At 73.1% G+C, this 13,127-nt stretch carries 11 protein-coding genes and 1 riboswitch; of the genes, 1 reads left to right on the forward strand and 10 read right to left on the reverse strand.

Annotation, left to right across the window (positions count from 1 at the left end; all coding sequences use genetic code 11):
• The 10 genes from ACZ58N_RS00905 to ACZ58N_RS00950 all read right to left on the reverse strand — a co-directional run bounded on the left by ACZ58N_RS00905 (position 1) and on the right by ACZ58N_RS00950 (position 11,420).
• Positions 1 to 357 (reverse strand): DUF1048 domain-containing protein, encoded by a 357-nt coding sequence (locus ACZ58N_RS00905; protein ID WP_471153965.1) that lies wholly within the window; start codon positions 355 to 357, stop codon positions 1 to 3.
• On the reverse strand, positions 354 to 680 hold the full coding sequence (locus ACZ58N_RS00910) for a PadR family transcriptional regulator (RefSeq protein ID WP_471153968.1): 327 nt from the start codon (positions 678 to 680) through the stop codon (positions 354 to 356). Before ACZ58N_RS00910 ends, ACZ58N_RS00905 begins: the two co-directional genes overlap by 4 nt.
• A gap of 150 nt (positions 681 to 830) precedes the next feature.
• Complete coding sequence (locus ACZ58N_RS00915) at positions 831 to 2,036, reverse strand: vWA domain-containing protein (protein ID WP_471153970.1); 1,206 nt, start codon at positions 2,034 to 2,036, stop codon at positions 831 to 833.
• Between the two features lie 122 nt (positions 2,037 to 2,158).
• Positions 2,159 to 3,439 carry an AAA family ATPase gene (locus ACZ58N_RS00920; RefSeq protein ID WP_471153973.1) on the reverse strand — a complete coding sequence of 427 codons (1,281 nt, stop codon included), beginning with the start codon at positions 3,437 to 3,439 and terminating at the stop codon, positions 2,159 to 2,161.
• Between the two features lie 415 nt (positions 3,440 to 3,854).
• The gene (locus tag ACZ58N_RS00925) at positions 3,855 to 5,291 is read right to left on the reverse strand and encodes a hypothetical protein (RefSeq protein ID WP_471153975.1); all 1,437 of its coding nucleotides are present in this window, start codon (positions 5,289 to 5,291) and stop codon (positions 3,855 to 3,857) included.
• A 184-nt stretch (positions 5,292 to 5,475) separates the two neighbouring features.
• The gene (folP, locus tag ACZ58N_RS00930; protein ID WP_471155173.1) at positions 5,476 to 6,273 is read right to left on the reverse strand and encodes a dihydropteroate synthase; all 798 of its coding nucleotides are present in this window, start codon (positions 6,271 to 6,273) and stop codon (positions 5,476 to 5,478) included.
• Between the two features lie 107 nt (positions 6,274 to 6,380).
• Positions 6,381 to 7,988 carry a malate synthase A gene (aceB, locus tag ACZ58N_RS00935; protein WP_471153977.1) on the reverse strand — a complete coding sequence of 536 codons (1,608 nt, stop codon included), beginning with the start codon at positions 7,986 to 7,988 and terminating at the stop codon, positions 6,381 to 6,383.
• A gap of 164 nt (positions 7,989 to 8,152) precedes the next feature.
• Positions 8,153 to 8,379, reverse strand: a riboswitch (cobalamin riboswitch).
• Between the two features lie 101 nt (positions 8,380 to 8,480).
• Complete coding sequence (gene tsaD, locus ACZ58N_RS00940) at positions 8,481 to 9,539, reverse strand: tRNA (adenosine(37)-N6)-threonylcarbamoyltransferase complex transferase subunit TsaD (RefSeq protein ID WP_471155175.1); 1,059 nt, start codon at positions 9,537 to 9,539, stop codon at positions 8,481 to 8,483.
• 115 nt (positions 9,540 to 9,654) lie between these two features.
• On the reverse strand, positions 9,655 to 10,620 hold the full coding sequence (locus tag ACZ58N_RS00945; protein WP_471153979.1) for an anti-sigma factor RsbA family regulatory protein: 966 nt from the start codon (positions 10,618 to 10,620) through the stop codon (positions 9,655 to 9,657).
• Positions 10,617 to 11,420 (reverse strand): MEDS domain-containing protein, encoded by an 804-nt coding sequence (locus ACZ58N_RS00950; RefSeq protein ID WP_471153982.1) that lies wholly within the window; start codon positions 11,418 to 11,420, stop codon positions 10,617 to 10,619. Before ACZ58N_RS00950 ends, ACZ58N_RS00945 begins: the two co-directional genes overlap by 4 nt.
• 323 nt (positions 11,421 to 11,743) lie before the next feature.
• Between ACZ58N_RS00950 and ACZ58N_RS00955 the strand changes: the two genes are divergently transcribed.
• A complete protein-coding gene (locus tag ACZ58N_RS00955) occupies positions 11,744 to 13,117 on the forward strand; it encodes an MFS transporter (RefSeq protein ID WP_471153985.1) in 1,374 nt (457 codons plus the stop codon).
• The last annotated feature ends 10 nt before the right edge of the window (positions 13,118 to 13,127 follow it).

Here is a 13,127-nt window from a genome sequence, read left to right on the forward strand (position 1 = left end):
TCAGCCTCCCAGCCGGCTCAGTTTCCTCGCGACGTTCCTGTTCAACTGTTCGCGCCACCGGTCGCGATGGGTGCGAGCGCCTTCCCCACCGGCCAGGGCCGTGCAGAAGCCCCGGATGTCGTCGCCGAGCACCTCGTCGACGCCCTGCCCGTCCGCCGCGGTTTCTTCGAGGAGCCCGAGGGCCGCGTCAAGGATCGGCATCAGGTTGCGGCCGGTGAAGTCCGCGTGGGGGTGGAGGTGGGCCTTGATCTGGTCCCAGGCCGCCCGGTGGTCGTCGGGCAGCGCCTCGGCCCGGGCTTCGAACGCCTTCCACTCCCTGGTCAGATCACTGCCGGTGATGCTCTCCCAGAAGCTCATCCCCCGCCCTCCTTGAGCCTGTCGATGCGTGATGAGAGGTACTGCCATTTCGTCCAGAACGTCGCGAGTTCTCCGCGTCCGGCCTCGTTGAGCGCGTAGAACTTGCGCGGCGGGCCGACACCGGACGGGCGTTTCGTCACCTGGACGAGCCCGTTCCGCTCCAACCGCAGCAGGATGGTGTACACCGTCCCCTCGACGACGTCGGCGAAGCCGAGTTCGTTGAGTCGCCGGGTGATGGCGTACCCGTAGGTTTCCTCGCCGGCGATGATTTCGAGCACGCACCCTTCGAGCGTGCCCTTCAGCATCTCCGTCAGGTCGTCCATCGCACTCCCCCCCTTCAGTACTGCGTGCCACCGAGTACCAGTACACGGTATCACCGAGTAGTGGTGCTCGGTAGCGGGCGGAGCGTGCGGCACGTGGACGGTGGCGGCGGTTGCGACCCACGAGCGGGGCACCCGGGCCGGCGGCCCCGCTCAGCCGATGTGGACGACCCGGGCCCACTCGGGCGGAGCGTCGGGGACGTAGTCCGGATCGTCCTCGTCCACGCTGCGGGCTGCACGGGGGAAGAGGCCGACGACCGTGCGGCAGGACGGCTGTGAGGAGGGCCAGGGCGTCTGCCCGTCCGTCAGGGCGACGATCACGTCCGGGCGGGGACGGGAGCGGAGCGCACGGGCGAAGCCGGACCGCAGGTCGGTACCGCCGCCGCCGATCAACTCCATGTTCTCGGCCCGGCACAGCGGTACGGCGACGCCCGCCGCCGCGTCGCAGGAGATCACCGAGACCAGGTCGCGCCGCCCGCCCACCGCCCGCGAGATCGCCGCCACCTCCAACAGCGCGCCCCCCAGCTCGGCATCGCTGACCGACCCGGAGGTGTCGATCACGACGCAGACCCGGGGCGGCATCCGGCGCAGGCTCGGCAGCACGACGCCGGGGACGCCGGCTGAGCGGCGGGACGGGCGCCGGTAACTGTGGTCCTCGCCCGGCCCCGGCGCGCCCACGGCCGCGCGGAGCGCCGCTCCGAGCAACTGCCGCCAGGGTTGCGGAGGGTGGAACGCCTCGTCCGCCCAACGCCGCCACCCTTCCGGCGCGTCGCCGGGCCGACCGGTGATCGCCTCGGCCACCCGGAAGCGCACCGCGTCGCGCTGTTGCCGGCTCAGCCCGTGCGACCCCTCGGGCCCCAGCTCCCAGGGTCTCGGGTGCCCGTCGGCGCCGCTGCCGCAGTCCACCCAGGCCACCCCTGGTGTGCGGCCCGCCACCGAGAAGCGGCGCAGGTACTCCTCCATGAGCAGCCCGGCCGGCAGCTCCAGCATCGCCGGGAGCACCGCCCCGGCCGGCTTCGGCAGGCCCTCGCCGTAGATGTCGTCGTTGATCTCGAAGTCGGCGGCGACGTTCTGCCGCAGCCGCTGCCCCGGCCCCTGTTCCCCGTGCTCCCGGGCGTACCGAGCGCCGCGTTCGTGGTGGTCCCGCAGCAGGTGGGAAACCTCGTGCACCCAGACGCCCGCCAACTCCTCCAACGGAGTGCGCGCCACGAAGGACGGGGAGACGTAGCAGCGCCAGTGGGCGTCCACCGCCATGGTCGGCACCGAACGGTCCTCCACCACGTGCAGCGCGAAGAGCGCCCCCGCGAGGTACGGCCGGACGGAGACCGCGTACAGCCGCGCCGCCAGCAACTTGTCCATGTCCAGCGGAATGACGGGGCCCGGCGGCTGCCCGCGATCCACCGCTCGCACCGGCCGCGGCGGCGGGGGCGGGGACATGGGGCGCGGCAGGGGCCGCGGCTTCGGCTGCTTCACCGACCCGCTCATCGCCGTCCGCCCGCCGCGCTCCTGGCGTTGTCGGCCGCCGCGACACGGGCCACCGAGTTCTCCGCCCGCCGGGCGAGGCCGATCACCGCGGCGAGGCGTTCCACCGTCTCCGGGACCTCCCAGCCGTCGCGACGCAGCGCGGCCAGCGCCTTCGCCGGGCCGACCAGCAGGTCGGGAGCGCCGGTCTCCAGCGCCCTGACCAGAACCGCCCAGGCCGCCTCCCAGCGCTCCCGCTCCGGGCGCGCCCCCACGGCGGCGACGACCGCTTCCAGCGCGGCCTGGCGAAGGTCTCCGCGCTCGGGGAGCTCGGCTGCGGCCGGGTCGGCGAGCAACGAGTCCGGGTCGGGCAGCTCCATCCGGTCGATGTGGGCGAGCAGTTCGAGGCCGGGTCCGTCCCCGACGGCACCTCGCACCAGGGTCGCCAGTACGTCCCGGGAGACCGAGGCCGCCGTGCCGAAGGCGAGCAGCGTCATCGCGGCGTCCCAGCTTCGCGGCGAAGGCCAGGCGCCACCGCGCTTCGTCTCGGTGGTCGGCAGCCGGTGGATCAGGGTCGGCCGGGCGGTCAGGAAGCCGCAGACCGCGCGGCGGGCGAACGCCACCGCCTCCGGCAATCCGGCCGGGTCGAGCCGGGGCAGCTCCGCGCGCGGCCAGACCCCGCCGAGTCCGCGCACCACCACGTCCCGGTCGTGCACCCAGTACAGATGCACGAACCGGTTCGCGAGGGGCGGGCTGAGTTCCCATCCGTCCGCGGCCGACGCTCGCGGATTGGCGGCGGCCACGATCCTTATGCCGGGCGGCAGTTGCAGCGTGCCGACCCTCCGCTCCAGGACGACCCGGAGGAGCGCCGCCTGGACGGCGGGGGTGGCGGTGGACAGTTCGTCGAAGAAGAGCAACCCACGACCGGCGCGCACCAGCTCCACGGCCCACTGCGGTGGTGCCATGGGAACGCCGTTCGCCGCCGGGTCGTCGCCCACGATGGGCAGCCCGGAGAAGTCCGTGGGCTCGTGGACGCTGGCGATCACGGTCGTCAGCGGCAGACCGAGGGAGGCGGCGAGCTGGGTCAGCGCAGCCGTCTTCCCGATACCGGGCTCACCCCAGAGCAGTACGGGCAGGTCGGCGGCCACGGCCAGGGCGAGCGCCTCCAGTTGCTCGTCGGGGCGCGGTTCGGTGGTGGTCGTCCGTAGGAGGGTCAGGAGGTCCTCGGCGAGGAAGAGCTGCGTGCTGTCGTCCTGGAAGGGCATGGGCACGGGCGCGGGGAGGACGGTGCTTGAGGTCATGGGCATCACCTGGGTGTGTTCGGGACGGATGGCCGTCCGGGACGTCGTGTTCTTCAGCGGCGCAGGACGGCGCGGGAGCCGTACGAGCGGTACGCGCGGTACGCGCGGCGGTTCGGGGTCGGGTCCGGTCTGCCGGCGTCAACACCGGCCCGACCGGACCATCGCCGGCGCGACCCGGTAGGGAGACGGTCAGGGCGGTCAGGGCGGGCGGCTGGCAGGGCCGGAGGCGGCCGGTCGGCACGGCCGGAGGCGGTCAGGACGGTCGGTCGGGCGGTCGGGCGGTCGGGCGGTCGGGCGGTCGGGCGAGACCGTGCGGCTGGCCGGATCCTCGGAGGCGTGCCCTGCGGACGCACGCACCCCGAACCCCGCACCCCGAACCCCCGCACCGCGGACCCCGCACCGTGGTCGTTCGGCGTTACAGGCCGGTCCGGGGTCGGGAGCGGCCGGCCCGCTTGCGGTGCCACTCCCGCGGCGCATGACGGTCGAGCCGTGGCCGGTGGCCCGGGTCGCCCGTCGCAGCCGCGGCGGGATGCGCCGGGACCAGCCCCGAGCGGAAGCAGCCGTGGTCGAGGCGGCCCGCAACGGCATCCTCCAACGCTTCCCGCAGGGGCCCGTCCCGCAGGACGGCGCCGGGGCCGAGCAACCCCTCGACGACGGCCAGGGCCCCGATCACGTCGCCGTGGCCGAGCCGGTCACGGACGGCGGGCAGTGCCTCGGGGCTGCGGTGCACCGCCTCGATCGCCCTCAAACACGGCAGGCCGGGCCCTCCGAGCGCCATGAGGAGTGCTTCGCGCGCCAGTTGGGCCGGATCGTGGTCGACCGCAGCCAGCGTCCCGTCGCGCAGCGCGATGCGGTGGACCTCCCCCAGGCAGTCGACCCGGTGCGGATCCGTGGGCCCGGGGGTCGGATCGTCCGCCGGCCAACCGCGGCCGGACACCGCCACCGAACCGGAGGCGGATCCGGCCGCTCCGGGCACGGACAGCGCTGCCGCGACCAGCGGGTGCAGCCGTTCGGGCGTGAGCAGGCCGGCGCGCAGCAGCTCCAGGTCCGGATGCTCCCGGGCGGCGGCCTCCGGAAGCAAAGGGAGCGCCGCCGTCCGGTGCGGCGGCGGGATCTCCCGTACCGGCCGGAGGGCGGGGGCGTGGCTGTCGTCGGGGGCGATGAGTTCGAGCACGGCATGGCCGCGCACACCGAGCCGCACGGTGAGGGCCCCGCGATCACGGCCCTCGGCCCGCAGGAGCAGTTCCGCCTCGTGCGCCCAGTGGTCCGGGGGCCACTCGGGATCGTGGTCGGCGGTCCGGTGCGGCGCGTCCGCGCCGCACCTCCGCGCCAGCTCGCCACTGCGCGTGGCGTCCCAGAGGTGGCGGTGCAGGTCGAGACGGAAGCGGCGGTCCGGGTGGGGGTGCGGATGGTGCCCGGGTGCGCCGTCCCGCGCATCCTCCCAGAGGGCCAGCGACATCCGCTGGCCCGCGTCCGCCCAGGCGGGCGGTGTCCGCACGACGAGCTGTGGCGCCGCGGGGTCCTGGGATCGGTAGCGGACGAGCGAGAGGGTCAGACCGGGCCGGAGCCGCCCGTCGGGGGCGATCCGCGGCATGTTCCAGCGCAGCAGTTCCGGCGCCAGTCGGCGCAGATCGGCCCGGAGGCGGGTGGCGAGGTCGGTGCCGTGGCGGTCGCGCACGGCGCGCAGATCGAGGTCGACGTCGATACGGGCGACGGCGCAGGCGCCGGCCCAGTCACCGGCCAGCCGGCGGGCGGTGGCCTTCTCGATCATGGACGGTGGCACGGCGTAGTCGCGTACGCGTTGCCACATCAACAGGCGGGCGGGAATCGGTTCCGCGAAGTGAAGTGCCATCAGCACTCACCTTGCGTGGACGATTCCCCCAATCCGCGGGAGGGGAAGGTGTTCATCACCGGCATCATAAGCACCTCCCGGATGATCTGTCAGCCACAATTCCCGCGCCCCCGGGGGCCCCGCCGGGCATCCGCGCGGTGGCCCCCGTACTCCCCGCCCGGCACCGGGGATCACGGCCGGACCGTCAGGCCGGCGGGGTGATCGCGCGGGCGACCCTCACCGCGTCCGCCGTGGCCCGTACGTCATGGACGCGGACGGCCCAGGCACCCTGATGTGCTGCGATGGCCGACAGGGCGGCCGTTGCCGCGTCCCGGCGGTGGGCCGGCGGTGGGGTCCCGTCCGCGTCCGCCAGCACGTGCCCGAGGAAACGCTTGCGGGAACCGGCGACCAGTACCGGTCGACCGATGGCGCGCAGGTCGGCTAGCCCGGCCACCAGGCCGAGGTCGTGCCGTGCTTCCTTGGCGAAGCCGAGGCCCGGGTCGACCACGAGCCGCTCCGGTGCGATGCCCGCGGCGACCGCGGCGTCGACGCGGTCACGGAGTTCCGAGACGACCTCGGCCACCACGTCCCCGTAGACGGCACGGCTGTTCATGTCGTGGCTGTGGCCGCGCCAGTGCATCAGGACGAAGGGGACGCCGCAGGCTGCCACGGCCGGAACCATGTCGGGGTCCCCGAGGCCCCCGCTGACGTCGTTGACCAGGACGGCGCCCGCCTCCACCGCCCGCCGCGCGACGGTGGCGCGCATGGTGTCGACGGACACCATGACTCCCTCGGCGGTCAGCCCCCGGACGACCGGAACGACCCGGCGCAGCTCCTCCTGCTCCTCGACGCGGGACGCCCCGGGTCGGGTCGATTCGCCGCCCACGTCGACCAGGTCGGCGCCGTCGGCCGCCAGTCCCACACCGCGCTTGATGGCGGCGGCCGCGTCGAACCAGCGGCCCCCGTCGGAGAACGAGTCGGGGGTCACGTTGACGACGCCCATGACGGCGCAGCGGTCCCAGTCGGGCAGCCCCTCAACGACGCCGACGACGCCGGTGCCGGTGCCGGGTGCGCCGCGACCGCGGTCGCCGGCTCGGTGGGCTCGGGAGGTCATGACGAGGACCCCGTCCGACGCACGAGGTGTCGCGCGTAGGCATCGGTGGTGAAGAAGGCCGGCAGCTCCCGGCTCAGGACCGTGCGTTCCAGGATCGCGCGCGCTTCACCGACGGGTGGGGCAGGGCGTTCGCCGACCAGGGCGGCGCACTCCGCGTCGATGGCGGCGAGCAGCGACTCACGGGTCAGCAGCCGGTGCCGCAGCCACAGCCACAGCTGGACCCGGGCGATCTCGGCGGTGGCCGTGTCCTCGATGACTCCGCCGAGAACGATCGTTCCGTCGCCGCGCAGCCAGGATGCGAAGTACCTCAGGGCGACGGCGACGTTCGCACGGATGTCCTCCGCCGCCGGTGGGACCACCGCCCGGCGTACGGACAGCAGTTCCGCGGCCCGGACGTCCGTGCCCCGGCGACCCTGCTCGATCCGGTGCGGCCCGTCGGTGAGCACGCCGTCGAAGGCCTCCCGGCACACCGGGACCAGCGCCGGATGGGCGACCCACGCTCCGTCGAAGCCTTCCGAGGCCTCGCGTTCGGCGTCGATTCGCACGCCGTCCGGGACGTCCTCGTCCGGGCCCGTGCCCTCGCCCGGTACGCGGGTGACCATCCCTCCGATGGCGTGGGCTCCGCGGCGGTGGCAGGTGCTGACGAGCAGGGCCGTGTACGCCCGCATGAAGGGGGCGTCCATCGTGAAGGAGACCCGGTCCGGGAGCAGCAGGTCGGTTCCGTACCCGAAGGTTTTGAGCAGGCTGAACAAGTAGTCCCAGCGACCGGCGTTGAGCCCGGCCGAGTGCTCGCGCAGTTCGTAGAGGATCTCCTCCATCTCGAAGGCGGCGGGGACCGTCTCGATCAGCGCGGTGGCCCGGATCGTCCCCCGCGGGATGCCGAGGAGGTCCTGGGCGAGGACGAACACGTCGTTCCACAGGCGGGCTTCGTGCCGGGTCTCCAGCTTGGGAAGGTAGAAGTACGGGCCGCTGCCTCCGTCGATCTGTCGCCGCGCACAGTGGAAGAAGTACAGCCCGAAGTCGACCAGCGCGGCCGACACCGGCCGTCCGTCGATCGTGAGGTGGGCCTCGTCCAGGTGCCAGCCGCGCGGGCGGACCATGATGGTGGCGAGGCGCTCTCCGAGGCTGTGCTCCGTGCCGTCGGGGGTGGTGAAGCCGATCCGTCGCTCTACGGCGTCGAGCAGGTTCAGTTGGCCGTTGATGACGTTTCCCCAGACGGGGGACGTGGCGTCCTCGAAGTCGGCCGTCCACACCTGGGCACCCGAATTGAGGGCGTGCACGGCCACGGTCCGCTCGGGGGGCCCGGTGATCTCCACGCGGCGATCCAGCAGGCCGGGAGCAGGAGGGGCGACCTTCCAGGTCGCGTCGTCGCGGACCGCCGACGTGGCGCGGGGAAAGTCGGGGCGGGAGCCCGAGGCCAGGCGATCGGACTGGTGGCGGCGCTCCTTGAGGATGTCCAGGCGCCGTTTCTCGAACGCCGAATCCAGCCGCGCGAGGAAGTCCAGGGCTGCTGGGGTGAGGATCTCCTCGAATCGGGGGCCCGGAGCGCCGAGGACTTCGACGGTGCGGGAGGTCGCTGCCGCGGCTGCGGACTTGCCTGTCACGGAACTCTCCTTCGCGAGATGTGTCCAGAACCGTCCCGGCAGGGGGACGCGGACGCGAAGGAACGACACGACGGGCCGCCCACGCGGCGGAGTTGCCGCACGTGCCGCTCGTTGTGTACGCCGACCCGCCCACGAGGTCACCGGGATCTCCGCACACGGAATCGTCCGCGCACGGGCAACGGGCAGGTCTTCGGACTCGCGGGCACGCCCACCGGGTCTCCCGGCGGGCACCTACTGGCCGTCGCTTCCCGGGACCGTTGTCCGGTCCCAGTGCGTATGACGGCGGTCGTTCCCACTCACCGCTGCGGGGCAGTCCCGGATTCCCACCGGGTTCCCTCTTGCGACGCATCCCGTCTGGCGGACGGGGCGAACCAGCTGCTCGATCAGCCTAGACGGTCCGCCGGGGCGTGGGAGCGGGCGTCTGCATTCCGGACGGGGCGGGCTCGACGCGTCCGCCTCCCCGGGCGGTGTCCGCTGCGCGGCGGGCCCCTTTCACGAGGCCTTCGCGGCGGCGCGGGCGACGGGATGCAGGGCCGCGTACTCCAGCGGCGCGGACGGATCGATCGACAGGTCGAGCTGTGCCGGAGCCGAGCCGGCCCGCACCAGGAGGTCGCCGACGGCGGCGATCATCGCCCCGTTGTCGGTGCACAGGGTCAGTGGGGGCACCCGCAGCTCCACACCGGCGGCCGCGCAGCGCTCGTCGGCCAGCGCGCGCACCCTGGAGTTGGCGGCGACCCCACCCACCACGACGAGGGTGCGCACGTCGTACTCCTTGCAGGCGGCCAGCGCCTTGCGCGTGAGGACGTCGGCGACGGCCTCCTGGAGGGAGGCGGCGCCGTCGGCGAGCGGGATCTCCTCGCCGCGGACGCGGTGCTGCTCGGCCCAGCGGGCGGCGGCGGTCTTCAGACCGGAGAAGGAGAAGGCGTACGGGGCGTCACCCGGACGTGTGAGCGGGCGCGGGAACGCCACCGCGCACCCGTTGCCGCCGCGGGCGGCCCGGTCGATGGCGGGTCCGCCGGGGTAGGGCAGTCCGAAGACCCTTGCCACCTTGTCGAAGCACTCCCCCGCGGCATCGTCGACGGTGTCCCCGAGGTGCAGGATCGGGTCCCGGACGAGGTCCCGTACGAACAGCAGTGAGGTGTGGCCCCCCGACACGATCAGCACCATGCACGGGTTCGGGAGCGGCCCGTGCTCCAGCGTGTCGGCGGCGACGTGTCCGGCCAGGTGGTGCACGCCGTACAGCGGGACGCCCGCGGAGTACGCGAGGGTCTTCGCCCCGGCCAGCCCCACCTGCAGCGCGCCCGAGAGGCCCGGCCCGGTGGTGACCGCCACGGCGTCGATGTCGGGGATCCGCAGGCCCGCCCGGTCCAGGGCCTCCCGGACGACCGGGTTGAAGGCCTGCAGGTGGGCGCGGGCGGCGATCTCCGGCACCACCCCGCCGAATCGGGCGTGTTCGTCCATGCTCGACGCGACGACGTGCGCGAGCAGCCGCCCGCCCGAGACGATGCCGACCCCCGTCTCATCGCAGGACGACTCGATGCCCAGTACCACCGGAGAGCCCACGACGGCCCCTTTCGCACAGTTCAAGCAATTGCAACCTCTGTGCAATAAGGTACGCGGCCGAGGGAGGGGTCCGGGCCGGTCGGGTCGGGTCGGGTCGGGGGCCCTACGACCGCGGTACGTCCATGTGGAGCCGGATCGTGGTACCCCGGTCGCGGGTGGAGCGGATCTCGACGAGGTCGCAGAGCTGGTGGGCGAGCCACAGCCCTCGGCCTCCGATCTGGTGGGCGTCGGGACGGCTGCGGCCCGCCATGACGTCGGGGATGTAGCCGGAGTCGCGGAACTCGCACAGGAAGGTCGCGTCCTGGGCCCAGGTGCGCAGGGTGCCGTGGCCGCCGCCGTGGCGGATGCTGTTCGTCGCGATCTCCGTGACGGCCACGGCCAGCTTCGGCAGCCGGTCCTGGGGCACGCCCGCGTCGGACGCGCACTGGGACACCTTCGAGCGGATCGCGCCGAGGTCGCCCTGCGCGTAGCCCATCTCCTGGAACGGGTCGCACGGGTCGGTCAGGACCTCGAAGGGGTACTCGTCACCGGTGAGGTAGTCCTCGTTGTTCGCTTGCCGACCATCCCGGCGGATCAGGGGGTGGCAGCTGGACAGCGACCGCAGGGCGTCCTGGTCCTCGTCCGCCGCGTCGTAGGGGCACAGCATCGACCAGGTGGAGCTGCGCGCGAAGGCCCGGTTCAACAGCCATTCGTTGTAGCGCAGTTCGGACAGGTGCGCGGCACTGCGCGCCTCGTGCCAGGCGGTTTCCCCGATGCCGCGCACGGGCCTGTCGCCCTCGCCGCGCTCCGTCATCCAGGCGGTCCAGGCGGCGACGTGACGGCCGGGGTTCGGGCCCGCCGTCGTGGTGTCGACGAACGTGACGGCCGGTTCGTCGGCGAGTTCACCGCGCAGGAGCGAGGTCTTGTCGGAGGGGACGGCGACGACGACCGCCTCGCCGCCCTCCAAGGCCTCGTGGATGAAGTCCAGCGTCCCGGAAAGGAATTGCGCCTCGCCGCGGTAGGGGTACAGCTCGTGGCGGAAGGGGCTGTGGTCCCCGCCGGACGGCTTCGAGGGCACGGTCGCGGTCATGCCGCCATCACCACCGGTACGCCGGCGGTCGCGTAGCCCGCGAGTTCCCAGCACAGGCGCACGGTCTCGTTCGCCCCGGCCACCTCGATCCGGCGGTCCGGCAGGTGGCGGGCCGCGTCCACGAGGGCGTGCATGCCGGCGGCGTCGATCATGTCCAGGGTGTCGAACCGTAGTTTCATGAGGGGCGTGTGCCGCATCGCGGCCCTCGCCGCGGCATTGAAGGCGTCCGCGCCCTCCGAGTCGATCACTCCGTCCACGCTCCACTCGTCGGCACCCGTACTGAACATCCGAAAGGCCGGACGTTCCGCACGTGTGCCCATCTCGTGAGGATGCATACACGCCGCCCGTTCCATGGACGGCGCGTCCCACAATGACGACCGGAAGGCACACACCACGATGGCGCCGCTCTCGGAGGCGAACTCGTCGAGCCTCAGTTCCTGGGCGAGCAGTTCCTCGGTCCCGCCGGGCGCGGTCACCGGTGCCCGCTCCGCGAGGACACGGACCGATCGGAAACCCTGGCGGACGGCCGTACGGGCCTCGCGGCGCACCGCCGCCAACATCAGGTCCGTGTCCGCCAGGTCCGGCAGGTCGAGGATGACCGACGCGGCGGGGGCGCCGTCGCGGCGGGCCGCGGCGGCACCGGACGACCCGATCATCACGATCTTGTCCCCGTACAGCGCTCCGTCGGCCACGTAGGCGCGCGCGTCGGTGAGCAGGGTGGCGGTCGGGTCCATGCGCCAACACACGTGGTCGCCGAGCTCGACCTCGTCGAGCCTCGTCAAGGCCCGCGCCGCTCTCACAGCCAGCCTCCCTGGAATTGCCCGACGTACCCGTACCGCTACCGCACGATACCGGCACGTGCCGCGGAACCGACGCCGTTACCGTTCGGACCGCAGGGATCCTGTTCGCCCCCTGCCCACTCCGCGGAGCGCCAACCTTCGCGGCGTCGATCGGAGCGGGCACGCGGCCCTCGGCCGACGACCCGACGGTTCGGGGGCCGTGTGGTGGTCGGACACATTCGACCGGGGTCGATTGTAATGACCGCCCACATATGCCGTTGACCTGCGGACTTCTACGTTGTGGCCACACGCGACCTCCCCTCGGACCCCTGGAAGTGGTGCCCATGACCTCCCCCGCACCGGCTACGCCGACCCCGTCAGGCATCCGGAGGATCGTTGCCGCGAGCCTCGTCGGGACCACCGTCGAGTGGTACGACTTCTTCCTCTACGGGTCCGCCGCCGCCCTCGTCTTCAACACCCTGTTCTTCCCCACCGGCGACCCCTTGGTCGGGACCCTCCTCGCCTTCCTGACCTACGCCGTCGGCTTCGCCGCCCGTCCCTTGGGCGGGATCGTCTTCGGGCACTACGGCGACCGGGTGGGCCGCAAGAAGCTGCTGGTGCTCAGCCTGCTGATGATGGGCGGCGCCACCTTCGCGATGGGGCTGCTGCCCACCCACGCGAGCATCGGGGTTGGCGCGCCGATCCTGCTCACCGTGCTGCGGCTGGTCCAGGGTTTCGCTCTGGGCGGCGAATGGGGCGGGGCGGTCCTGCTCGTCGCCGAGCACGGCGACGACCGCAACCGGGGCTTCTGGGCGTCGTGGCCGCAGGCCGGCGCGCCGGGCGGCAACCTGCTCGCGACGGGCGTCCTCGCGCTGCTCGCGGCCGTGCAGTCCGACGAGGCGTTCCTCGCCTGGGGATGGCGGGTGCCGTTCCTGCTGTCGGGAGTGCTGGTGGTCATCGGGCTGTGGATCCGGGTGTCGGTGTCGGAGTCGCCCGCCTTCCTGGAGGCCCGGGCCCGGGCGGAGGCCGAGGAGGCTGCGGGCGAGCGGCACGGGCCGCCGGTCGTCGAGGTCCTGCGCACCGGCCGGCGCGGCATCCTGACGGCGATCGGGACCCGTCTCGGGGAGAACGTCTCGTACTACATCCTGACGGCCTTCCTGCTGGTGTACGTCACCGTCCACCTCCAACTGCCCAAGGGCGACGCGTTGAACGCCGTCCTGATCGGTTCGGCCGTCCACTTCGTGACGATCCCGATGTGGGGCGCCCTGTCGGACCGGATCGGCCGCCGGGCGGTCACGCTCGTCGGGTCGGTCGGCATGGCGGTCTGGGCCTTCGTCTTCTTCGCCCTGCTGGACACCCGGTCGTTCCCGATGATCGCGGTCGCCGTGACGGCCGGGTTGCTGTTGCACGGGGCGATGTACGGCCCGCAGGCCGCCTTCATCTCGGAGCTGTTCGACACCCGGGTCCGCTATTCCGGCGCCTCCATGGGCTCGCAGCTCGCCTCCATCCTCGGCGGCGCGCTGGCCCCGATCATCGCGGTCGAGCTCCTGCGGGACCACGGGTCCTCCTTCCCCGTCTCCCTCTACCTCTGCGCGGCCGCACTGGTCACGACGGGGACGGTGCTGGCGGCGCGGGAGACGAAGGGCCGCAGCCTGACCGGCGCGGACCTCGCCCCCACCGGGGCCTCCCGTCCCCGGTCCGCCCCCGTCGGCCGCTGATCGGCCGCCG

Source organism: Streptomyces sp. NPDC040432 (assembly GCF_055595445.1).